Raw genomic sequence first — 21,383 nt, 5'->3', positions numbered from 1 at the left:
CGCGCGTGCCCCTCGGAGGCTGCGCTAGCGCTTCCTGTTCTTCGACCGGCTGGTGCGCGCCCCCTAGCCTGCGTACGCGACGGCGCCCTGCGGCTGGCCATCCTCGCCGAAGCGCTGCGCCACCCAGATGGCGGTCATGCCGAGCGAACCGAGGGCGTCGCACAGGTCGTCCACCTCGCCCTGCAGGTCGGCGGCCACGTCGAGCGGCTTTTCCAGCGAGGCCAGCAGCACGCCCGCAGGGCCGCTCAGATTGACCCGCATCACCATTTCATCTTCCACCGCCGCCGGCCCGACCACCGCGCGCACCTCGCCCGCGGGCACCGCGCCCGCTTCCAGCGCCGCGTTCACGTCGGTGATCATCTGCAGCATTGCCAGTTCCGCCACGCCCTGCTCCTTGGCGCCGTAGAACAGATCCTGGTACAGAAAGTGCAGCTCGAGCGCCGCCGGATCGGCCCCCAGGCAGCGCTTGACCAGCGGCGCGGCCTGCACCGTCCAGGCGCGGTAGCGTTCCATGCGCGCCTCGAACCAGGCATCGGCCGCCGCTTCGCCGGCCGGGGCCGCGTAAAACGGGTCATCGGCGCGCTTCATCGCGAACCCCAGCAGGAAGCGCAGTTCGACCGCCTTGTCGGCCGGGCCGAAATGCGTTTGCGCCCAGCCGGTCATGCTGCGTTCCAGCGCGGGGCGCGCCACCAGTTTCTTTTCGGTCATCGAGCCGGCCGCGTCGCGCACCATGTCGTTCAGGTGGCTGTAGGTGATGGCATCGACTTCGTCGAGGTCGTAGGCGTGGCTGATCATCACCACCGTCGCTTGCGGGCTTTCCAGCCCGCCCTGCTTGAAGCTCTCGACCAGCTGCTCGAAGGCGTCGCCGTCGGCAAAGCCTTCCGCTTCCTTCAGGCCGCCCGTGCTGTGCACGAATACCGGCAGCGCAAAGGCGTTGATTTCCATTTCCGGGCCCTTTTCGCGGCGCAGGGTGACGCTGCCGGCCGCTTCTTCGGTGCGCTCGCGCAGCAGCTGGTAAGCGCCGGCGTCGGTGTAGCGCGTGCGTTCGATGGCGCCGTACAGCACCTCGTCATTCTTCTTGCGCAAGGCGTTGCGCAGCAGCCGCCCAAAGTCGACGTCCTTCAGGCGCAGCGCCTCGGCGTCGCCATCGTCATCGTGTTCCTGTTCGGCCAGCGCGAGCGCGAGATCGGCCAGCTGCTGGGCCAGCACATCGTCATCCTCCTGCGCCGGGACGTGGGATTTGCGGGGAACGGGGCGCTTGTTTTTGGGCATGGGAGGCTGGATGGATGACGAAAGAGCCGACATGGTAACAAATTGCCCGGCCGGCGGCTAACTGCGGACGCTGGCGGCGCGGCGCGCCTCCGCCTTGCGTGGCCGGCTCAGCAGTTCCAGCACGTGCTGCGGATCGGCCGGCTTGGCCAGATGATGGTCGAAACCGGCTTCGCGCGCCTGTTCGCGGTCCTGCGGCTGGCCGTACCCGGTCAGCGCGATGAACAGCGCATCGCGGAACTGCGCCATTGCGCGCAACTGGCGCGCCAGCTCGTAGCCGGTGATGTCGGGCAGGCCGATGTCGAGGATGAACACGTCCGGCGCTTCCGACGCGGCCCGGGCCAATGCCGCGCTGGCATCGTAATAGGTGCACACATTGTGCCCGCCGGCCGCTTCGAGGAACAGCGACAGGCTGATGGCACCGTCGACATTGTCGTCCACGATCATCACGCGCAGCGCCGGTCCGCGCGCATCGCCGCGCCGGCGCCGCGGCGCCGGCAGCGGTGCGCTGTCTCTGGGCTCGCACGGCAGGGTCACGGTAAAGCTGCTGCCCAGCCCCGGTCCCGGGCTCGACGCCGTGATGCTGCCGCCATGCAGCTGGACCAGGCTTTGCACCAGCGCCAGGCCGAGTCCGAGTCCGCCCTGGGCGCGGTCCGGCTTGCGCTCGCCCTGCGAAAACAGGTCGAACACGCGCGGCGCCAGTTCCGGCGCCAGTCCTTCGCCGGTGTCGCTGACCGTCACCACGACGTGGCCGTCATCGACCTTGGCATCGATGCCGATGCGGCCGTTGGGCGGCGTGTACTTGGCCGCATTGTTGAGCAGGTTGGCGAAGATCTGGGTCAGGCGCGTCCTGTCGCCGCGCATGCGGATCGGGGTCGGCGGCAGGGCCAGCTCGACCCGGTGATGCGCCGACTCGACCAGGCTGTGGGTCTGTTCCAGCGCGCGGTCGAGGATGGCGTCGAGTTCGATCTCTTCCATGTTCAGGGTGACCAGCCCGCGCGTGACGCGCGAGACGTCCAGCATGTCGCCCAGCAAGCTGTTGATGTGCTCGACCTGGCGTGAAATGACGTCGCTGGCGTAGCGCACCCGCTTGGCGTCGTCTGGCTGCAGGCGCAGCAGCTGGGCGGCGGTGCTGATCGGGGCCAGCGGATTGCGCAGTTCGTGTCCGAGCATGGCGAGGAACTGGTCCTTGGCACTGTTTTGCTGCTCGGCCATCTGGCGCGCTGTCTTTTCGGCATCGAGCAGGGCCTGGCGCTCGATCTCGGCGTTGCGCCGGTAAGCCTGGGCTTGCAGCATTTGCTCGCCGGCCGCATGCAGGGCGTCGTGCAGCTCGTTCATTTCGTCCACGCGCGAGTGCACCCGGCGCGGCGCCTGGCCCGCACCCAGGTCGGTGGCGGCCTTGACCGCGCGCGCGATCGAGCGTACATGCTGGCGCCCGAAATACGCGGCCAGCGCCGCTGCGCACAGCATCGCCGCCAGCAAACCCATGCCGGCCACGAATGCGGCGTGGCGCGCCGAGCGTTCGATCAGCTCAACGGGCGCGGCCACGGCCAGGGTCCAGCCGGACAGGGTCGAATGGGTGAACACGTCGTACGCCTCGGTGCCTTCCACCGTATTGTGGCGAATCTGCCCGCTGTGCGCCTGGCGCGCCGCGGCGACCAGTTCGGGACGGGCCGGCTTGCCGATCAAGCCTTCCGGGTTGTGGTTGCGCGCGATGAAGCGCCCCTGGCTGTCGATGATGCCGACCAGCCAGCCGGGCGGCATATCGACGCTGGCGATCAGGCGCGTGAAATGGTCGGTCGAAAACGCCACCGACAGCACGTAGCGCTTGCCCTCGTCGATCGGCACCGGCACGTTGACCGTGGTCACCAGGCCCTTGACCACGGGGCCGGGAATGACGTCCGACACATAGGTTTTCTGGGTCGCGATCACGTGTTTCACCAGCGCCGGAGCGGTGTGCGAGGGCAAGGCGCTGCCGTAGGGACGGATGGTATTGATCAGTTGCTGGCCATGCTCGTCGAGCAGCACGGTCCAGCCGGTACTGCCGCGGTTGGCGCGGCGGGCCTGCGCATAAAAGCCCTTGAGGTCGCCTTGCGCCAGGGAGGGCGAGCCGCCCAGCACGCGCAGGCCCGCTTCAGCGCTGTAGAGCTCGCGGTCGACCAGCAAGGCGATGCTGTTCGAGGTTTCCTTGAGCCCGCGCAGTGCGGCCTCGCGCTCGGCGTTTTGCAGCATGCCGAGGGCCAGTCCGGCGAACACCACCACCGGCACCAGGATGCCGGCGGCCATCAGGAACAAATAGGTCCGGATACGCATGCGAATTGTCGCCTGTCATAAGTGCGGGTGCTGAGTCCGCTTATGTGGAACATTGTACTTTCCTCATACGCGCCGTGCCTGATGCGCCCAACCGTGCGCATAAATTTACGCGGGAATAATAATTTCTAGAGCGAAAGTTCAATGTAAAAACAACAGCGTGTGGTAACGAACAGATAGGGAACGACGAACTGCGCAAAATGGACTCATTCGCAAACAGGAGCACGACCATGATTCACCCTACCCTTACCCGCAGCATTTTCTTCGCCGGCCTGATGCTCTCATCGACCGTGTTTGCCGATCCGGCGATCGCGATCGTCAAGTGCATCGACCATGACGGCAAGGTCACGCTGACCGATGCGCATTGTCCGCAACAGGCCCAGGCCGTGGCGGTGGTGGTGGCGAGCGGAACCGAGCCGGCCAGTGCCGAGCCTCAGGCCGAGGCCGGGGTCGAGGAAGAGCGCCAGACCATCATCAGCGGCGAGTCGACGGCGGCCGCGACCGTGACGGCGCTGGTGGTCGAACGCTATACCGCCTCGCAGGCGGCGCTGCCGCGGCGCGAACTGCCGGTAGTGCGCAAGCCCGGCGCCGGCGGCGGACTGGCACGCGACATCGCCACGCTCAAGGCGGCGCGTCACAGCCTGATGTTGCAGGACAGCGCCGCGCAGTCAGCCCGCTCGCAGCGTCTCGCAGGTCTGCAGTAAAAACCGGCGCGTTCGACGCGCCGGGGATGGTGGGATCGACAGTTGCGGTTAATTGTGGCGGTTTTCATCGCCAGCCAGTACGCACGGCGGTATTCGGTCAGCGTCAGCATGCTGGTGCCGTTGAGTGTCCGCGCAGCGTCGCCAGATCGGTGCGCAAGCCGAGATAGGAGGCGACCACCGCAAGGCAAGCCAGTCCGCATTCAGCCACCTCCGCGTGGAAAATCAGCGGCAACCGCGCGCCGCGAAAGAACGGTGCCGTGGACATGTTATTCCTCCAGCTTCCAGCGCGGAAACATCTCAATCGAGTAAAGCGTGTTTTTAGGCCCTCGCACTTCAATGATGTTGTCGTAAACTACGGCTAACTCGATATCCTGCTCAGGTGAGTAAAACCAGCTTGGCCCGGCCGCCGAGGGTGGAAGAAAATGGATATGGTCGCCACTGGCGGGCAAAGGGGCACGCGTATATTCACGCTCCACAAAAATCTGCTCGATCATTGGCATCAACTGGCGAGCTGGGCCGCGGGTGGTTGCAATTGTTATTTTGCTTGGTAATGCCTCGCACCCGTTGGAGCGTAGTACGGCCAGGAGAAAACCGCCATCAAGGAAGGCTCTGGCATCTGGCCGCGTTGATTGAGGTGCCAGTAGGATACATATGATGGCCGCGACCAGACTTTCTGTGATAATTAACATAAATTGTTTTACAGATTGAAACGGCCAGAAATACCGCCAAAAGCTGTGTGCGCGTACTGTAGGGAAAAAGACGAATGGGGGCAGTGTCCTCGCTGGGAGAGATACGGGACGATCAAGCGAAATAGGCATGACAGACTCCTTCGATGCAGCCGCAATAACTTCCTGCGGCTGCTTTGGTTCGTACATCAGGCAATGATCTCAACACGCTCACGAAACGCCTACCGCTTCTCGCCATGAGGGAGTCAGCCATCGCCAAGCTGGCCAGCCCGCATTCGGCCGCCTCTGCGGGGAGATCCAGCGGTAGGCGGGCGGCGTGAAAAATCGGTACCGGGCGCGCCAGCACAATGGCACCGGCTTTACGCCGACGGCGGGCCTCGATGACTTCAATGCGTATCGGTGCAAGATTCAACTGAATCTCCAAGTCGCTGACATGGACGAGGCCGTTTAACGCGCGGCGTCAGACGTCCGATCCAGAATCCATGGCGCGTTCCCAAGGGTGGAAAGACGCAGCCCCGTCAGGAACGCATTACAGCAACAGTAAAGTGGCTATAGACCACCCGCGCAAAAATGAAGTTCAATCTTTTTTTGCGCCGATCGCGCGGCGCGCGCCAAGGACTGGACGGCTGGAAGGCAGAGACGACCGGCAGCCGGACGGGCATCCTTGCCGAAGCTCGGTTACAATGCCGGCAATCTTTCACCCGCACCAACACGCTCATGAAACTCCTACCGCTTCTCGCGCTGGTCGTGGCCTGCGCGCCGGCCTTCGCCGACGACCGCCCCGATGCCAGCTGGCACACCTCCGCCGAATTGGGCGCCATCAGTACCTCGGGCAACACCGCCGGCACCTCGGTCACGGGGAAAATCGATGTGCGCCAGGAACTCGATGACTGGAGCAACCAGTATGTCGCCGCCGGCCACTTCAAGGAAGACGAAGTCACCGACCGCGAAGGCAACAGTACCTCCCGGCGCTCGGCCGAACGCTATTCGCTCTCGGCCAAGGCTGCCTACAAACTGGTCAAGGACCACGAAAAACTCTTCGTGCTGGCGGCCCACGTGGGCGACAAGTTCGGTGCTTACAGCAGGTACAACACCATGGCGGTCGGGCGCAGCACGCGCTGGTACGACTCACCGGCGGCCAGCGTCGATATCGAAATCGGTCCGGGCTATTTCAGCGGCGAACGGGCCACGGGCGAACCCGAAAGCGGCTTTACCGTGCGCGGCGCCGCCGCCTTGCGCTGGCAGGTCAGCCAGAACGCGCTGTTCTCGCAGATCGTCAGCGTCGAGCGCGGCACCTCGAACACGCACTCGATTGCCGAGGCGGCCCTGAGCACCAGGATCAACGGCACCATGCAGATGAAGGCGGCCTTTATCGCCCGGAACGACACGAATGTCCCGGCCGACAAGAAAAATACCGACACCCAGACCTCGCTCACGCTCGTCTATTCGTTCTGAGCGCCGCCCGGATCAGCCTTCGCTGCGGGTGCGCAGGTACTGCGGCGTGCCGTCCTCGCCAGTGTCCCAAGGCAGGCGGTAGAAGGTAAAGGTATGGTCGAGCGGGGCCAGCGTTTCCGCGTTGTCGAGGCTGCAGGTGGTGACGTCGATCTCGTCCGGACTGCCATCGTGGGCGTAGGTCAGCTGGGTGCCGCAGGCGCCGCAAAAGGTGCGCGTGACGTCCGTGCTTGAATGGAACTGTACCGGCGTGCCAGCCGTGACGCGGTATTCCCAGCGCGCCACGCTGAACCAGGCGACATTGGGCGCGCCGCATGCGCGCCGGCATGTCGGGCAGTGGCAAATCGTTTGATGAAATACCTGCTCCGACGTTTCGTAGCGCACCGCTCCGCAACAACACCCGCCCAGTAAGCTCATCGCCGTCTCCATGTATGCCATGTTTGCTCCAGTGTAGCGCTGCGCGCAAGCGCATGGCGCCAGCTACCTGGGCGCTGCCGGCAGGCAGGCTTCGCACCACGTGCGCCTGAAACAGGCTGCCGGATATGCATATCAAAAAGCCAATCTTACCATCAATTGCCGTGTTACATTGCCGTTCCGGCATCCGCCACGGTAACCGTGACCATATCAACGTGAAGGATTACATGAAGCACTGGTTTATCGCAGCGCTGGTTTTTTCGTCCGCGTCGGCATTCGCCGCCACCGCCCGCAGCACCACGCCCAAGGCCGATATCGCGGCCCTCGAAAAAGTGGTCGAGACGTTTCGCACCGCCGTGATCAAGAAGGATAAACCGGCCTTCATGGGTTTGCTGTATTCGGCCTCGATTCCGTGGATCGGCGTGGTCACCGATAACAGCGTCAAGATGGCCAACGAGCGGCGCAAGGCCCAGTCCAAACCGGATATCAAAAAGATTTCCGGGACCGGCAGCGCGACCGCATTTATCGACAACATCGTCGAGAGCCCGCATCCGGTGGAAGAAACGTTCGACAATGTGCGCATCGACTCGAATGGCGATGTGGCCCAGATCTATTTCGACTACAGCTATGTGGCCGACGGCTACAAATCGAACTGGGGCCAGGAGAGCTGGCAGCTGGTGCGCACCATCGAGGGCTGGAAAATCAATTCGGTGATCTGGTCGATGGAATTCAACCCGGTTCTGCCGCCACCTCGGCCGAAATAAGTCCTTGCGGCGCCGCGGCCGAGGCGCGCCCGCATAACTGCGCGTAGCGTTCCTCCGACACGCCGAGCCGGCGCAGCCAGTTGGCGAAATACAGCTGCAAGATATCGCTGCGCGCATGCGTGCCGAGGTGATGGCGCTCGAAATCCTTGCGGTTCTGGACTTTATCGGCGATCAGCATCTGGTTCACCTCGTCCACGCAGCTCAGTTCGATCGCATCGTCGGCGCGCTCGCAGTGGTGCGATAAATAGGCATTGGCAACGCGCCGGTATTCCATCGCCAGCGCCACCACCGCCGCATCGGGCTGGTGCGCGCTGAACACCGACTCGGGCGCCAGCGCGGCCAGCAGCGCGCCATCGTCCTGGACCAGCGGATGGATGCAGAACGCTTCCATGGCCCGCAGCGGCGCGCCGATGGTCTCGAGCAGCGCAATGCCTTCATCGATATGCGCAATCAGGAGCACGCCCGAGCGCTCGGCCCGGGTGTCGCCGTAAAACTGGCAAATCGCCGCATAGTGTTTATTGTCTTTCATTGCGCTGGCTTTCTACAAAAGTGATCAATTCGGGGAAAAACACGTCGAAGCCGTCGGCGATCGCGTCGGCATGCCGTTTCAGGTCGTGCAGCGCATCGCGCATCACGTCGCCGTTTTTCGACAGGCGCGTCGAAATGCGCCGGATTGCGATGTCGATGCCGGCGTAGCTTTGGTACGAACCGAGCCAGTCCTGCTCGATCATGGTCGGCGCGATGCGGGCCAGGTTGGGCGGCAGCACGCCGGCATGGGTAGCCAGCGCCCCATAAAAACGCGCGATGAACTCGGGCAGCGGCACGTCGGAATAACGCGCCCAGCGCAGCGCCAGCACACGGTCGTAAAAGACATCGAGCAGGATGCCGGAATAGCGCCGCCCCGGACCATCGAACAAGCCCTTGGCGGCCAGTACGACCGGGTGGCTGTCGGTAAAGGTGTCGACCTTGCGGTGGATCAGGATTTCGGCTTCGGTGTCGGGGCTGAACTGCGCGCCCGAGTTCGGCTTGACAAAGTCGCCCAGCAAGGCGCCCAGCATCGCCTCGTCGCTGTAACGGGCCAGATAAATATGAGCGAGATAGTTCATGCACAGCCTGCAAATGGAATACCAGAGCGCAGAATGCCAGATTTCGTGTTTTCCTGCGGGAAAGGCGACGAAACGCGGGGTCGTGACATGGGAAAAGTTTTTCCATTCTGTGCTGCATCGAGACGATAGCGCCTACTTTATCGACGTCATGGCATACCGGTTGCGGCCGGAATCCTTGGCCCGGTACAGCGCATCGTCGGCGTGCTTGAGCAGCGTGTCGACCCCGGCCCGCCCGTTTTCCGCCGTCGCCACGCCGATGCTGGTGCTGACGATGCGCGCCACGCCGTCGATGTCGAACGGCTTTTCCATGACCTTGATGATCTTGCGCGCCACCACCGCGCACTCGGACACGTTCTGCAAGCCTTCGAGCAGGATGACGAATTCGTCGCCGGCCAGGCGCCCCACGGTGTCGCTCTGGCGCACGCAGGCCGACAGGCGCCGGCCGAACTCGACCAGCACCGTGTCGCCGCCGCTGTGGCCGAAGCTGTCGTTGATCGATTTGAACTTGTCCAGATCCAGGTACATCACCGCCATCACGTTCCCGCTGCGGGCGCTGCGGGTCTGGGCGCGCCCGATGCGCTCGGTCAGCTGGGTGCGGTTCGGCAAACCGGTCAGCGCGTCGAAGCGCGCCAGCGCGCTCAGCTGTTCTTCCAGCAGCTTGGAATCGGTCACGTCGTTGACCAGGCCGGTCACGCCGACCGCGTTGCCGGCGGCGTCGACCTGGGGAATGTAGGTCGCCTGGTAATGGCGCCGCTCGCCGCCCTGCATGCGCGCAAAATCGAACTTGACGGTATTGCCGGTCATGGCGTCGTCGAACGCGCGCTGGTGCACCTCGGCCTCTTCGGGCGAGAACAGGCTGCTCACCAGGCTGCCGTGGATGCGCGCCAGCGGGCGCCCGAACCAGCTTTCGTGATGCCGGTTGACGAAGCCGAAGCGGCCATCGCGGTCCATGAAATTGACCAGCGCCGGGAGGTTGTCGGTCACTGTGTGCAGCAGGCGCTGCTGCGCGGCCAGGGCCAGTTCGGCCGCCTTGCGCTCGGTGATGTCCATCACCATCGTGTAGAACCCGGCCACCTTGCCGTCGGCGCCGATATCGGGAATGTAGTCGGTCTGCAGGTAGCGTTCGCCCTTGAGCTCGGCGGCGGGACGCTCGAACGACACGCGCCTGCCGGCCAGCGCGGCCGCCATCTGGGCCGCCACCGCCGCAAACACCTTGGGCCCGAAGACGTCGCTGACCGTGCGGCCGACGATCTGTTCCGGGGCAATGTCGGTGATGGTGCCGTAGGCACGGTTGCAAAAGGTGTAGCGATATTCGGTATCGACGTAGCCGATCAGCGCCGGCATGTTGTCGGCGATGGTGCGGATGCGTTTTTCGCTCATCGCCAGCACTTGCTGGGTGGCCTTCAGTTCGGTAATGTCGTCGACCAGCACGAAGTAGCCCCGCACCACGCCGGCGCCATCGATATCGGGGTTGTAGGCGACCCGGTCCCACTGGGGCACGCCGTGACGCATGACCTGGCGCTCGAATTGCACCGCGCGCCCGCTCAGCGCCGCGTCCAGGTAAGCCTTGCTGGCCTTGTAGACTGCCTCGCCGATCACCTCGCGCACGCTCTTGCCGGGAATCTGGCGCGCGGAGATGCCGAAAAAGGTGCTGTAGCGCTCGTTGCCGAAGACGAAGCGCTCGTTCCTGTCGACATAGCCGACCAGGGCGGGAACGTTGTCGGCCACCATGCGCAGGTTGCGCTCGCTGTCGGCGACGGCGCGCTCGGCCCGGTCGCGCTCGGCCATCAGGGTGTCGAAAGCGCGCCACAGTTCGCCGATTTCATCGTTCGCATACGGCTCGTCCTGCGCCACCGCGCCGCGCCCGGCCGCCATGCGCGCGCCAAGGCGCTTGAGCGGGCGCAGCTGGCGGCCGATCATGAACCAGGCAAGCGGGCCGATCACCAGCATCAGCAAGGCCGCGATGATGGCCGCGTTCCAGCGCATCTTGTTGGCGAAGGCGAACGCTTCCGCGGACGGGTACACCCCGCACAGCAGCCAGCCGGTGCTGGCCAGGCGCTTGTAGGAAACCAGGGCGTCGGCCCCGTTGTCGGCGGCCGAGCGCAGCGTGCCTTCGTAGCCGCCCAGGGCCAGGTCGACCGAGGGCGCGCGCTTGCCGCCTTCGTCGATGCTGCGCAGGATGCGCCGTTCGTCCGGATGGGAGACGAACACGCCCTCGCGGCTCAGGATATAGAAGTAGCCGGTCTTGCCAACCTGCCCGATCGACAGTTCCTTGATGAAGCTGTCCTTGGCCAGGTCGATCGTGCCGACCAGGATATGGCTGATCCGGCCTTCCTTGTCGTGGATGGGCGCCGTCATGATCACCACCGGGCGGCCGCTGAGCTGGCTGCGCAGCGGGCGCGAGATGACCGGACCGTCGGTGCGGATGGTGTCGAGGAAATAGTCGCGTGTCGAAAAATTCAGCTGGCCGCGCGTGTCCGGATAGTCCATGTTGGCGACGTGCCCGCCCTGGGCGTCCAGCACCGACATATTGGTAAAAAAACCATCCATGCTGTGATGCTGCTCCAGCTTGTCCTGGAACGCGGCGGATGGGTGCGGACGCACTTCCAGATCGTGCGCCAGCCGCGTCAGGGCTTGCTGGCGGATCAGGAATTTGTTGTCCAGGTCGCCCGCCACCTGGCTGATCAGCGACGCTTCGCGCTCGCCCACCACCGTCTCGATACCGCGCTGCACGATCAGCACCGCCGCGACGGTCAGCACCGTGGCGGTCAGGACGATCAGCATGCCAACGGCCAGCGAGAAGCGCGCTTTGAGCGACACGGGACCAGGAATCCAGCTGCGACGGGTAAGCATGAGGTGTGTGGCGATTGTCGGACTAGTTGTAAAGACGACGAATCGGCGGGGCTGGGCCGGGGAAATTCCGGTGGACGTCCCCGCGTGCGGGCGCCTCCCGGTGCACGGCCGGCGCAGAGGTGTGGCGCCAGCGTGCTGATGCTCCCGAGTGTACATTATTTCCCGTGGAAAATATCGCCATGGGACGCAACAACAACAGTTTGGGTGGCGATAATAGCGCTACGCCAAGTCCTGGCGGTCAGCGCCTGGCGGCGGTAGCCTGGACGAACTCGTGCAGGCGCGCGGGGATGGTCAGTACGTCCTGATGGTTTTGCGCAATGAACAAGCGTGAGCTGGGAAGCAGCCGATGCAGTTCGTATGCCGAGGCCAGCGGGTGGGCCGGGTCGTCCGGCCATCCGACGATGAGCGCGGGTATGTCAGCCAGCGCCGCCAGGGCAGCGCGTGGCGGCAGGTCGGACAGCGCCGCGCTTTCATACAGCGCGAGCATGGCTGGCCCGCTCAGGTCCCGCATGCCGCGCCGGGCGGCTGCGGCCAGATGCGGGGCGGCTTTGAGAAGCCAGGACGGCAGCGCGCTCCCCTCCCTGGCGATCAGTTTGGCGAAACGCGCGGCGCCCACCGACTGCGCGAGCGCGATGGCGCGCCGGTACAGCGCGGCTTGGGCGATGCGCGCCTCCCACACGATGGGCGGCAGGATCAGCACGAGGCCGTCGACGCGTGCGGGCGCGTGCAGCGCGGCGTGCAGCGCGCTGGCGCAACCCATCGACCAGCCGCCGGCGATGAAGGTGTTTTCGCCCAGGGCGTCGGCGAGGGCGAGCATGTCTTGCCCGAGCTGGTGCCAGGCCGCAGGCGCGCTTGCCGCACTGCTGCCGTGACCGCGCGCATCGTAGCGCACCAGGCGCAGCGAATCGGGAAAGTGCGGCCACTGGAGAATGCCGAGCGCGTCTTCCGCCTCCATCGACGACATCATGCCGTGCGCCCAGAGGAAAGGCGCACCGCTGCCCGCAAGGCGGACGCTCAAGTCAAGCTCGCCTACGCGCACGTCGCCTACGCGCATGTCGCCTACGCGCACGTCGCCTGCGCGCATGTCGCCTGCGCGCGCAGCATGTAAACACTGCCCGACACCGAAGGTGCTTCTTTCTTTTAGCTGGCGGCTTGCTTCCGACGGCGACGGCTCGCGCCGACTGTCAGGAGCAAACCCGCGCCCAGCATCAGCCAGGTTTGCGGCTCAGGCACCGCCGACACGGTCAGCGTGGTCTGGTTGCTCCAAAGCCAGTTATAGCTGTTCATCCCGCCCTGATCCCCCCATCCCACCGCGAGGCTGATGGAATCACCGGTCATGATGACCAGTCCATAGTTACGCGAGTCGTACCAAGTAGCGCTCGCCGTGAAATCAAGCGCGCCACCAGGCGTGTACGAAAATTTCGACAGAAAGTTATCGCAACAGTGCGTAAAGTCGCGCCCGCCGTGTACGAAGGACCGGACTTCAGGTTGACTGAACACGCCATCCCCATTCATGTCGTCAACCACGAAGCGGCCGTGGATTTCTTTAGCCGCATCGAAAGCACCCGTGTCAGCCACGGCAAAGCCCTTGTACGACCAGTCGTAAGCCTGCTCTGCGGAACTGGCGGACAGGGCACTACTCATCAAAGCGAGTGCTAGCAGCGTTTTTTTAAACATGGGAAAACTTTCATCAGATTAAAGACATCACGAAATCTCCAGCGGCGCGCCGGATGGAGGGGGTGCTATTTTATCAATTAATCAAATGGCCATATATTTACTTTCGCATAACGCTGGCCGGCCCGGCCCGGCCCGGCAACGATGCATCGACCCGAGCGCCAAGCGAACCGCTTGCCGCGCCAGCCACGTGTAGTATTTGGCATGCCACCGACAGCACCGCGCATGCCCCCACTACAACCGAGTCAGCCATGAAAAGAGACGAACCCAGCGCCGCGAGCCCGGCGCCTCCCGCCGATGTGCTTGCCGCCGCCAAATCCGCCGGATTGCGCTACGTCAGCGACAGCTCACCCGGCATCGCGCGCAAGGCGCACGGCAAGAATTTTATCTACCTCGACGCCAGCGGCGAGACCGTCACCGACGAGGACACCCTGGCACGCATCCGCGCGCTCGCCATTCCGCCGGCCTGGACCGATGTGTGGATCTGCAAGCTGGCCAACGGCCACCTGCAGGCCACCGGGCGCGACGCCAAACAGCGCAAGCAATACCGCTACCACGCCAAATGGCGCAACCTGCGCGATGAAGTCAAATACGAACGCATGATCAGCTTCGGCAAGGCCCTGCCCGCCATCCGCCGCACTGTCGACGCCGACCTCAAGCGCCCCGGCCTGCCGCGCGAAAAGGTGCTTGCCACGATCGTGTATCTGCTCGAAGCGACCATGATGCGGATCGGTAACGAAGAATATGCGCGCCAAAACAAGTCCTTCGGCCTGACCACCCTGCGCGACCGCCATGTGCGGATCGACGGCAAGGCGGTCGAGTTCCGCTTCCGCGGCAAGAGCGGCGTGTTCCACAACGTGAAGGTCGAAGACCGGCGCCTGGCGCGCATCATCAGCCGCATCCGCGACTTGCCGGGACAGGAACTGTTTCATTACGAGGATGACGACGGCAACGCGCACACGGTCGACTCGTCCGATGTGAACGACTACCTGCGTGAAATTACCGGCGAAGAGTACACCGCAAAGGATTTCCGTACCTGGTCGGGCACGGTGCTGGCGGCGTTGGCGTTGCAGGAGTTCGAGAAGTTCGACTCCGAAGCGCAAGCCAAGAAAAACATCGTGCGCGCGATCGAATCGGTGGCCGAAAAGCTGGGCAACACCCCGTCGATCTGCCGCAAGTGCTATGTGCACCCGGCCATTCTCGACGCTTACCTCGACGGCACCGTGCTCGAAGCGATGCGCGAGAGCACGCGGCGCGAGCTGGTGGAGGATTTGCACGAGTTGCAGCCGGAAGAAGCGGCCGTGGTGGCGTTTCTGCAGCAGCGCTTGCAGGTTCCGCCGGTCAAGCGCAAGGCCGCTCGCTAGGGACGGAGTTGCGCCCGGCCGTTATTGGCGCATTGTGACGGGATGAACGCCGCCGGCCTGATTACTGGCCACTGTTGCGGCGAAGTCGAGGACCACCAACGCAGGCAATGATCCTCTGACAGAGATAAGAAGTGCGGCGCACAGCCACTAGCGCAGCATCGCGCGCACCCGGTCCAGCAAGCCGCCGACGCCCACGCCCACCGTACAGGCGACCAGGTCGCGCCAGTCGAAGCCGCTGCCGAGGACCAGATGTCCCACTTTCGTGGCGCGCACCTGCCTGATCCACGGCGCCTGGTACAACTGCAAAAACTCGACCGCGAAAGCGGTGCCCAGCGCAAGCACGACCAGCGTGCCGGTTTTTGCGCGCGGCAGGCAAAACGCCCACAACAGGAACACCAGCAAGGCCCACAGCGCATCGCCCGGATAGTTTCCGAAGTAATGCGACAACACCGAGGGATATTTACGCGTCGCCATGCCGCACGCGACCACGATCACGCATCCGGCGGCAATCCAGCGCCTGTCACGCACCATTGGCGCCGCCCTGTTTCTGCAAGAATTTTTCGATTTCAGCGAGGATGCGCGCCTTGAGTTCCTCGCTGCCGCCGTCGAACATATCGTTGTGGCGCGCGTTGGCGAACTTGACGATGAGCGCGCCCGACGCGGCCTGCTCCCGCGCCGTGGGCAGCACGCCCGCGTCGGCCTCGGTATCGCTGGCGCGGATCGACAGCACCGGCGGCGTGGCTCCGCGCGGCAGCGCCGCGCGGCGGTGATCGAGCGTGATGATGGCCGACGCGAAGCCCGGCGTTTCGGTCTCGATCCAGGCCGACGAATCGCCCCCGCTCGAATGACCGACCAGAAGCGGCTTGTCCCACACGTAGCTCGCAGAAGACGGGCGCAATGCCTCTTGGACGAAGCGGATGTTGTTGGCGTTACGTTCCCACAGCGCGCGCCGGTGCGCGGTCAGGTCGCCCGCGCGCGGCATCGCCGGATCGGTCGGGAGCTGGTGATCGACGCTCACTACAAGGTAGCCCCGCGCCGCCAGCGGTTTGGCGATGAAGCCGTATTCGCGGATGCCGATGCCGGTGCCTGCGCTCAGGATCGCGATGGGACAGGGCCGCGCCGGCGCGCAGCCGCGCGACTCGGGCGGAAAGTACAGTTCCACCGGCACCGCGCGCTGGCGCGCGTGGTCGAACAGCTCGAGGGAGGACTGGCGCACCGGCGTGCCAGCCGCCATGGCGGCGCACGACAGCACGGCGGAAAAGGCGCCAGCGGCGCTCAAGTTCAAAGCAAACATCGGGGCGATCCTGACCGGAAAATCAAAGCTGCTCATGATACAAGAAAGCACGGTGCCTGGATGAGCGCTTTGCCAATATTGCCGGCGCCAGCGTGTATCATCGGCAGCTTCTTTTTTCTGATCATTCCATATGCCTGACTACATCTGGTCGTGCCTGAGCTGCGGGACGGCAAATGCGTCCGGCGCCACCGTGTGCGCGCAGTGCACCTGCCCGGCGGCCGCCTCGACCCGCCAGATAACGGCCTGTCGCGATGCATGGCGTGCGCAAGGAGGCAGCGTGATTGCGGGCGCCGGCAAATTACCGGAAGACGGCGATAACGATGTTCCCAAAGCGCTGTGGCATGTCATATCCCGGATACTGCGTTTCATTTTCTGACTTCGGCATCCGGGCGCCTGGACGCCTGTTCCCGAATGATTAGCTGGCCCGCACTTCCTTGTGCAAGCTTCATGGGTGAAGTTTTGCGTACGCCTCGAATTTATCGTCTTAATCATACCGGGGGCATTTTCCATTGCGTTTTGCATTCCCTGCTCTACCGGAGCGACGTTATTGCTAACCGTGGCGAGCTTATTCCCGCCCGTGTCGTTTGGTTCAGTTTTCATGGTTGCCTCACGATTGATGGTTCCGCTCCATGAAAAGCACAGGAGAGTCAGGTAATCGTAGGGGATGCGCGATTCATCCGGCTGAGTTGGGACAATGGCTCGCGATCGCTTTGGCGTATCGGCATCGACGCTGGCTCAGGCACCCGGGCCAGGCGTTGTATGCAATCAATGTTCGCCGATACGCGCAGCTGCGTTCAGCCCGCTGCGTACATGGCAAGGGAATGGGGGGGGAAGGAAACGTTGCCGGGCGGGCGGCGCAGGGCCGGAAAATGGCTGCGCGGCCGGAGACTTCCCGCCGCGCGCAAGGGAACGGTCAGCAGCAGCCGGGCTGTTCGGCCAGCGTGCAGCCGGAGCAGAACGAACGGTTTTTCAGGTGGGCGGCGAAGATGAACAAGCCGCCGATGCTGGTCAATATGGCTTCGGCACCGTGGCCATAACGTGGGCCGGCGACCAGCACCGCCGCGCAGCAGCAGGCGAAACCGCACGCGCCCAGGGCGAGCACCAGCGCGCGCCGGTGCTGGCGAAAGCCGGCTACCAGGGCAATCAGCGCCGGCAGCGCGACCAGGACCAGCAGCCAGGCATGCAGGCCATCGTCATGCGGAAACCAGTTCATGAGGGGAAAAGCGGCCATCAGCAGCGGCGGCCCAAGGCAGTGCAGCAGGCACAATGCGGCCGCCGTCATGCCGGCGTAGTCCGCCACTCCAATTACTTGTTTTATCATCGACCTGACCAGACTCGCGCTGCTTGGTGCAACTGTGTTGCAAAACACGATCATAGCCGAAGGCGGGAGCAAATGCAACCGGATTGCATATGCGGCCTGGCCTTCCCGCGCCGCTGTCAGCGCTCATCCGTGCCGTTCAGGACCGGCCGCTGGTCCTGCGGTTGACCACCCACTCGCCGAGCGGCGCATCGCTGTCGCAAGGCGTACCGGCATTGTTCGCCGCTTCCTGCAGACGGTTGGCCTGGCCCGCATTCTTCGCCACGCCGTCGCCATGGCGCAGCGCCTGCGCGTAACGGCAGCGTGCGACCGGATGGCCGGCATCGGCGGCGGCCTTGTACAGTTCCACTGCCGCTGTCTTGTTGGCGCGCACGCCCCAGCCCTTGAACGTCATGTCGGCCAGGTTGACGGTACCCTGCATGTCGCCGCCGTCGTGGGCCTGCTTGAACAGGGCCACGGCCTTTTTCTGGTCTTTCGGCAGGCCCTCGCCAAAGCGGTAGGCGCCGCCGAGATTATTCGATGCCATCGGATGCCCCTGCTTGGCGGCGCGCTGGTACAAGGCGGCAGCCTTGCGCTTGTCGGCCTTCACGCCAAAGCCCTGGCCATACATCACGCCGAGGTTGTACTGGGCATCAGTATCGTTGCCGGCCGCGGCAAGTTCGAGCCACTGGCGCGCCTTGGCGTAGTCGCGCTCCTTGTCGCTGCCCTGCAGATACATCTTACCCAGCTCGGACTGCGCCGGCACCAGGGCCGTCGGGCCGCTGCCCGCTTCGGTGAACAGCGCGATCGCGCCGGCACGGTCCTGCGGCACGCCCATGCCCGATGCCAGCGCCACCGCGGCGTTGTACGCGCAGCGGTTTTCGCCGAGCGCGGCACATTTGCGCCAGTACGCCACGGCCTTGGCCACGTCCTTGGTCACGCCATCGCCCTTGTTGTAGCGCTGGCCGAGCTGGAACTGGGCTTCCGGATAATTGGCATCGGCCGCCTTCTGCAGCCACGCCAGGGCCTTGGCCACGTTGGGTGCGCCGGTGTCGCCATCGCTCTCCATCACGCTGATATTGAACTGCGACTCGCCGAAGCCTTGCTCGGCGATCCCCAGCCATTCGGAATATGCCAGCGCCTTGTTCCCTGCCTGGTACGCCTTGAACGCGCGTTCGCGCCGCAGCTCGCCTTCCGGCGTCAGTTTGCCGTTGGCGACCAGACTGCCCGGGGCTGCGCCGATACCGGCCGATGCCGCATCTGCCGTTCCGTTTTCCTGCGTGGCGCACGCCGAGAGCAGTAGCGCGGCGATCAGGCCGCACGCATAGCGGCTGGAGAGGTGTTTCATATTCAAATTCCTGCTGTGTTTTGCGATGTTGTCGGGCACTCGCGCGGCATGTGCGCGCCAGCGTAAATATTGATTGTGCAACAGAACAGTATTTTCACATCAGAGCACGCTGAAATGTTGGTTATATTCAATGTTTGGATAAAAATACCGGTCCCGACGTGGCAGGGACGGTCTGGAACGCGCTTCTGCGTGACGAATCAACAACAGAATAAGCCCTTGACATTTCTCAAACGGGGCAATAAGCTTGCGGCCATGAACTCAATGGACATCCTCTTTTTTACCTTCGCCCTCCCGGCACGTTGCTCACAACGTCCCGGGCCGCGACAGTGCGCCCCTTGATTCGCTCTTGACGAGCACCCATCAAAAAAGGCCCACTTCGGGCCTTTTTTATTTTCGCAGTTTCGCTTTCCACACCCACACACAGTAGTTGCTTAGGAGCATATATATCATGAAGTCAGCCGACGAAGAACGCGCGCGGGATCACTGAACAAGGGTGGTCGCATGGCTCCCGCGGCGCTTGTCCCCAAAGACAATCCACGACCGCTCGCTATGTTAGAAAGCACCATCATGACTGCTACAGTCCTTCGCGCCAACTCGCGCAACTTCGGTATCATTGCCCACATCGACGCTGGCAAAACCACCCTGTCCGAACGCATTCTCCTGAAAACCAGCGAGATCCACCGCACCGGCGAAGTCCATGAAGGCACCGCCACCATGGACAGCATGGACCTGGAAAAGGAACGCGGCATCACCATCGGCGCGGCCGCCACCCGCTGCGCCTGGAACGGCCACGCCTTCACCCTGATCGACACACCCGGCCACATCGACTTCGCCATCGAAGTCGAACGTTCGCTGCGCGTGCTCGACGGCGCCGTCACGGTGCTGTGCGGCGTCGCCGGCATCCAGCCCCAGACCGAAACCGTCTGGCGCCAGGCGCAGAAACACGGCGTGCCGACCATTGTATTCATCAATAAAATGGACCGCACCGGTGCCGACTTCGGCCGCGTGGTGGCCCAGATCGCGTCGCGCCTCGGCGCCCTGGCCGTGCCTTTGAGCATTCCGGCCGGCGCCGGCGATGCATTCGAAGGCACCATCGACGTACTCGGCAAGCGTTTCCTCGCGTGGGATGCGGCTGGCGTGATGACTTCAAGCGCCCTGCCCGCGCATCTGCACGCGGCGGCCGAGGCGGCCTATGCGCATGCCGCCGCGGTGGCGGCCGATGCCAGCGACGCGCTCACGCTCGCCTTCCTGGCGCACGACACGCTGTCGCCGGCGGATGTGCGCACTGGTTTGCGCGCCATGACGCTGGCGCGCCGCGCGGTGCCGGTACTCTCCGGCTCGGCGTACCGCAATGCCGGCATCGAGCCGCTGCTCGACGCCATCATCGACTGGCTGCCTTCGCCCGACGAACGCGCCGCCCCGGTGGCGCGCCTGGACGGTGCACCGGTGACGGTTGGCACGGGCGATGCCGACCCGCTGGCGGCGCTGGTGTTCAAGGTGGTGCACGACGACCACGGTTCGCTGTCGTACGTGCGGCTGTACGGCGGCACCCTGCGCGAAGGCGATGTGCTGTGGAATGCGTCGCTCGAAACGACGGTGCGCGTGGGCCGGCTGTATGTGATCCATGCGGACCGCCGCACCGGCGTCGCCCAGGCGCAGGCCGGCAGTATTATTGCCATCGCCGGCCTGAAGGATGCGTTGACCGGGCATACCTTGTCGACCAAGGCCGTGCCGCTGGTGCTGGAAACCATTCACGCAGGTGAACCGGTGGTGGCGCTGGCGATCGAACCGGGCAAGGGTGGCGATCGCGGCAAGATGCTCGCCGCGCTCGACCGCTTCCGGCGCGAAGACCCGTCGTTGCGCCTCGAAAGCGATCCGCTCAGCGGCGAGACGGTGCTGTGGGGCATGGGCGAACTGCATCTGGACGTGGTGCTGGAACGTGTGCGCCGTGAAACGGGCGTGGAAGTCACGGTGGGTGCGCCTCAGGTTGCCTATCGCGAAACCATCGCCGGGCCTGCGGTGGAACTGGAAGGCAAAGTGTCGAAGCAAAACGGCGGCAGCGGGCAGTATGCACGCGTCGTTTTGCGGGTGGAACAGTTCGATGGCGTGTTTACCTTCGAGAATGCGATCAAGGGCGGAGTTGTGCCTGCGAACTTCATTCCGGCCATCGAAAAAGGCGTGCGGCAGGCGCTGGCGCAAGGTCCTCTCGGCTACCCGGTCACGGGCGTCAGGGTGACCCTGCTCGATGGCGACTACCATGCTGTCGACAGCAACGACATGGCGTTCACGGTGGCGGCCAAGGAAGGCACCTTGGCCGGGCTGAAACGTGCACATCCGCTGATGCTGGAACCGGTCATGACGGTCAGCGTCGATGCACCGGCCGTGAATGCGGGCGATGTCATCGGCGACCTGCAGCGCCGCGGCGGCAAGGTGCTCGGCATCGAAGAGCAGACCGGCCGCGTTGAAGTGGTTGCCGATGTGCCGCTGGCGAATCTGTTCGGTCACACGACCAGTTTGCGCTCGCTCTCGCAAGGGCGCGCGTTCGCCAGCGCGGTGTATGCAAGGCACGCCCCGCGCATGCAGCAACGCGCCGAGGCAATCGCTGCGTAATTTCGTTGTAAAGTAAGTTCGGGGCCGGGAAGCGATTTCCGGCCCTTTTTTTTTATCGACGGCGGCGGCAGCCGCCACCTGATTACATCAGGCTCTCGTGGCGCCCCGCTGTACCATAACAGGGCGGCGTGACATTGGCGACAATCCGAAACATGGCTGCGCATTCCCTGCAGAGCTACCGCATTGCGCAACTGTCGCTGGCAGTCCTGGCTTCTTCCGCCACCTCGTTCATATAATC

General features: G+C 64.2%; 19 protein-coding genes. 5 read left to right on the top strand and 14 right to left on the bottom strand.

The window, feature by feature from the left end; all coding sequences use genetic code 11:
* Nucleotides 1-63: 63 nt before the first annotated feature.
* Both CR152_RS23035 and CR152_RS23030 read right to left on the bottom strand, forming a co-directional pair.
* Nucleotides 64-1,272 (bottom strand): DUF2863 family protein, encoded by a 1,209-nt coding sequence (locus CR152_RS23035; protein ID WP_099878872.1) that lies wholly within the window; start codon nucleotides 1,270-1,272, stop codon nucleotides 64-66.
* Nucleotides 1,273-1,329: 57 nt separating this feature from the next.
* Nucleotides 1,330-3,582 carry a hybrid sensor histidine kinase/response regulator gene (locus CR152_RS23030; protein ID WP_099878870.1) on the bottom strand — a complete coding sequence of 751 codons (2,253 nt, stop codon included), beginning with the start codon at nucleotides 3,580-3,582 and terminating at the stop codon, nucleotides 1,330-1,332.
* A gap of 227 nt (nucleotides 3,583-3,809) precedes the next feature.
* Between CR152_RS23030 and CR152_RS23025 the strand changes: the two genes are divergently transcribed.
* On the top strand, nucleotides 3,810-4,283 hold the full coding sequence (locus CR152_RS23025; RefSeq protein WP_099878868.1) for a DUF4124 domain-containing protein: 474 nt from the start codon (nucleotides 3,810-3,812) through the stop codon (nucleotides 4,281-4,283).
* 103 nt (nucleotides 4,284-4,386) lie between these two features.
* Here CR152_RS23025 and CR152_RS23020 read toward each other — a convergent pair whose 3' ends face one another.
* Together CR152_RS23020 and CR152_RS33195 are read right to left on the bottom strand one after the other, a co-directional pair.
* The gene (locus CR152_RS23020; RefSeq protein WP_157778678.1) at nucleotides 4,387-4,548 is read right to left on the bottom strand and encodes a cysteine peptidase family C39 domain-containing protein; all 162 of its coding nucleotides are present in this window, start codon (nucleotides 4,546-4,548) and stop codon (nucleotides 4,387-4,389) included.
* Between the two features lies 1 nt (nucleotide 4,549).
* Nucleotides 4,550-5,101, bottom strand: coding sequence for a hypothetical protein (locus CR152_RS33195; protein ID WP_157778677.1), 552 nt, complete (start codon nucleotides 5,099-5,101; stop codon nucleotides 4,550-4,552).
* Nucleotides 5,102-5,686: 585 nt separating this feature from the next.
* Here CR152_RS33195 and CR152_RS23010 point away from each other — a divergent pair.
* Entirely contained in the window at nucleotides 5,687-6,424 is a 738-nt protein-coding gene (locus CR152_RS23010; protein WP_099882674.1) for a DUF481 domain-containing protein, read from the top strand.
* 12 nt (nucleotides 6,425-6,436) lie between these two features.
* On the opposite strand, the gene CR152_RS23005 is transcribed toward CR152_RS23010, so the two are convergent.
* Nucleotides 6,437-6,838: a GFA family protein gene (locus CR152_RS23005; RefSeq protein ID WP_099882672.1), complete on the bottom strand. Its 402-nt coding sequence runs from the start codon at nucleotides 6,836-6,838 to the stop codon at nucleotides 6,437-6,439.
* A 224-nt stretch (nucleotides 6,839-7,062) separates the two neighbouring features.
* On the opposite strand from CR152_RS23005, the gene CR152_RS23000 reads away from it, so the two are divergent.
* Complete coding sequence (locus tag CR152_RS23000; protein WP_099878864.1) at nucleotides 7,063-7,599, top strand: Cif family virulence factor; 537 nt, start codon at nucleotides 7,063-7,065, stop codon at nucleotides 7,597-7,599.
* Here the strand turns inward: CR152_RS23000 and CR152_RS22995 are convergent.
* From CR152_RS22995 to CR152_RS22975, 5 genes are all read right to left on the bottom strand, one after another.
* A complete protein-coding gene (locus CR152_RS22995) occupies nucleotides 7,565-8,128 on the bottom strand; it encodes a hypothetical protein (RefSeq protein WP_099878862.1) in 564 nt (187 codons plus the stop codon). The genes CR152_RS23000 and CR152_RS22995 overlap by 35 nt on opposite strands.
* Nucleotides 8,115-8,705 (bottom strand): acyl carrier protein phosphodiesterase, encoded by a 591-nt coding sequence (locus CR152_RS22990; protein WP_099878860.1) that lies wholly within the window; start codon nucleotides 8,703-8,705, stop codon nucleotides 8,115-8,117. Before CR152_RS22990 ends, CR152_RS22995 begins: the two co-directional genes overlap by 14 nt.
* A gap of 132 nt (nucleotides 8,706-8,837) precedes the next feature.
* Entirely contained in the window at nucleotides 8,838-11,558 is a 2,721-nt protein-coding gene (locus CR152_RS22985; protein WP_167399942.1) for a sensor domain-containing diguanylate cyclase, read from the bottom strand.
* A gap of 238 nt (nucleotides 11,559-11,796) precedes the next feature.
* Nucleotides 11,797-12,642, bottom strand: a complete 846-nt coding sequence (locus tag CR152_RS22980; protein ID WP_099878856.1) for an alpha/beta fold hydrolase — start codon at nucleotides 12,640-12,642, stop codon at nucleotides 11,797-11,799.
* Between the two features lie 56 nt (nucleotides 12,643-12,698).
* Entirely contained in the window at nucleotides 12,699-13,235 is a 537-nt protein-coding gene (locus CR152_RS22975; RefSeq protein ID WP_099878854.1) for a PEP-CTERM sorting domain-containing protein, read from the bottom strand.
* A 248-nt stretch (nucleotides 13,236-13,483) separates the two neighbouring features.
* Here CR152_RS22975 and CR152_RS22970 point away from each other — a divergent pair, with 248 nt between their 5' ends.
* Nucleotides 13,484-14,596 (top strand): DNA topoisomerase IB, encoded by a 1,113-nt coding sequence (locus tag CR152_RS22970; RefSeq protein WP_099878852.1) that lies wholly within the window; start codon nucleotides 13,484-13,486, stop codon nucleotides 14,594-14,596.
* Between the two features lie 147 nt (nucleotides 14,597-14,743).
* On the opposite strand, the gene CR152_RS22965 is transcribed toward CR152_RS22970, so the two are convergent.
* From CR152_RS22965 to CR152_RS22950, 4 genes are all read right to left on the bottom strand, one after another.
* Entirely contained in the window at nucleotides 14,744-15,127 is a 384-nt protein-coding gene (locus CR152_RS22965) for a ribosomal maturation YjgA family protein (protein WP_099878850.1), read from the bottom strand.
* The gene (locus CR152_RS22960) at nucleotides 15,117-15,890 is read right to left on the bottom strand and encodes an alpha/beta hydrolase (protein ID WP_157778676.1); all 774 of its coding nucleotides are present in this window, start codon (nucleotides 15,888-15,890) and stop codon (nucleotides 15,117-15,119) included. The genes CR152_RS22965 and CR152_RS22960 overlap by 11 nt, the downstream gene beginning before the upstream one ends.
* A gap of 913 nt (nucleotides 15,891-16,803) precedes the next feature.
* Nucleotides 16,804-17,211 carry a MerC domain-containing protein gene (locus CR152_RS22955; RefSeq protein ID WP_157778675.1) on the bottom strand — a complete coding sequence of 136 codons (408 nt, stop codon included), beginning with the start codon at nucleotides 17,209-17,211 and terminating at the stop codon, nucleotides 16,804-16,806.
* Nucleotides 17,212-17,347: 136 nt separating this feature from the next.
* On the bottom strand, nucleotides 17,348-18,535 hold the full coding sequence (locus CR152_RS22950; RefSeq protein ID WP_099878841.1) for an SEL1-like repeat protein: 1,188 nt from the start codon (nucleotides 18,533-18,535) through the stop codon (nucleotides 17,348-17,350).
* A 567-nt stretch (nucleotides 18,536-19,102) separates the two neighbouring features.
* Here CR152_RS22950 and fusA point away from each other — a divergent pair.
* The gene (gene fusA / locus CR152_RS22945) at nucleotides 19,103-21,145 is read left to right on the top strand and encodes an elongation factor G (protein ID WP_099882669.1); all 2,043 of its coding nucleotides are present in this window, start codon (nucleotides 19,103-19,105) and stop codon (nucleotides 21,143-21,145) included.
* Nucleotides 21,146-21,383: the final 238 nt, after the last annotated feature.

The sequence above is a fragment of the Massilia violaceinigra genome, from assembly GCF_002752675.1.
In the GTDB taxonomy this organism is placed as follows: domain Bacteria; phylum Pseudomonadota; class Gammaproteobacteria; order Burkholderiales; family Burkholderiaceae_D; genus Telluria_A; species Telluria_A violaceinigra.
Note: the sequence above shows the minus strand (reverse complement) of the source record. Positions and strands in the feature narration are given on the sequence as shown.

Excerpts from the sequence above, each read along its gene's own strand:
- CR152_RS22975 (WP_099878854.1), bottom strand. The coding sequence starts at position 13,235 with ATGTTTAAAAAAACGCTGCTAGCACTCGCTTTGATGAGTAGTGCCCTG.
- CR152_RS23000 (WP_099878864.1), top strand. The coding sequence starts at position 7,063 with ATGAAGCACTGGTTTATCGCAGCGCTGGTTTTTTCGTCCGCGTCGGCA.
- CR152_RS22950 (WP_099878841.1), bottom strand. The coding sequence starts at position 18,535 with ATGAAACACCTCTCCAGCCGCTATGCGTGCGGCCTGATCGCCGCGCTA.
- CR152_RS22995 (WP_099878862.1), bottom strand. The coding sequence starts at position 8,128 with ATGAAAGACAATAAACACTATGCGGCGATTTGCCAGTTTTACGGCGAC.
- CR152_RS22985 (WP_167399942.1), bottom strand. The coding sequence starts at position 11,558 with ATGCTTACCCGTCGCAGCTGGATTCCTGGTCCCGTGTCGCTCAAAGCG.
- CR152_RS23035 (WP_099878872.1), bottom strand. The coding sequence starts at position 1,272 with ATGCCCAAAAACAAGCGCCCCGTTCCCCGCAAATCCCACGTCCCGGCG.
- CR152_RS22960 (WP_157778676.1), bottom strand. The coding sequence starts at position 15,890 with ATGTTTGCTTTGAACTTGAGCGCCGCTGGCGCCTTTTCCGCCGTGCTG.
- CR152_RS23020 (WP_157778678.1), bottom strand. The coding sequence starts at position 4,548 with ATGTCCACGGCACCGTTCTTTCGCGGCGCGCGGTTGCCGCTGATTTTC.
- CR152_RS22970 (WP_099878852.1), top strand. The coding sequence starts at position 13,484 with ATGAAAAGAGACGAACCCAGCGCCGCGAGCCCGGCGCCTCCCGCCGAT.
- CR152_RS33195 (WP_157778677.1), bottom strand. The coding sequence starts at position 5,101 with ATGCCTATTTCGCTTGATCGTCCCGTATCTCTCCCAGCGAGGACACTG.
- CR152_RS22980 (WP_099878856.1), bottom strand. The coding sequence starts at position 12,642 with ATGCGCGCAGGCGACGTGCGCGTAGGCGACATGCGCGTAGGCGACGTG.
- CR152_RS23025 (WP_099878868.1), top strand. The coding sequence starts at position 3,810 with ATGATTCACCCTACCCTTACCCGCAGCATTTTCTTCGCCGGCCTGATG.
- CR152_RS22990 (WP_099878860.1), bottom strand. The coding sequence starts at position 8,705 with ATGAACTATCTCGCTCATATTTATCTGGCCCGTTACAGCGACGAGGCG.
- CR152_RS22965 (WP_099878850.1), bottom strand. The coding sequence starts at position 15,127 with ATGGTGCGTGACAGGCGCTGGATTGCCGCCGGATGCGTGATCGTGGTC.
- fusA (WP_099882669.1), top strand. The coding sequence starts at position 19,103 with ATGACTGCTACAGTCCTTCGCGCCAACTCGCGCAACTTCGGTATCATT.
- CR152_RS23010 (WP_099882674.1), top strand. The coding sequence starts at position 5,687 with ATGAAACTCCTACCGCTTCTCGCGCTGGTCGTGGCCTGCGCGCCGGCC.
- CR152_RS23005 (WP_099882672.1), bottom strand. The coding sequence starts at position 6,838 with ATGAGCTTACTGGGCGGGTGTTGTTGCGGAGCGGTGCGCTACGAAACG.
- CR152_RS23030 (WP_099878870.1), bottom strand. The coding sequence starts at position 3,582 with ATGCGTATCCGGACCTATTTGTTCCTGATGGCCGCCGGCATCCTGGTG.
- CR152_RS22955 (WP_157778675.1), bottom strand. The coding sequence starts at position 17,211 with ATGATAAAACAAGTAATTGGAGTGGCGGACTACGCCGGCATGACGGCG.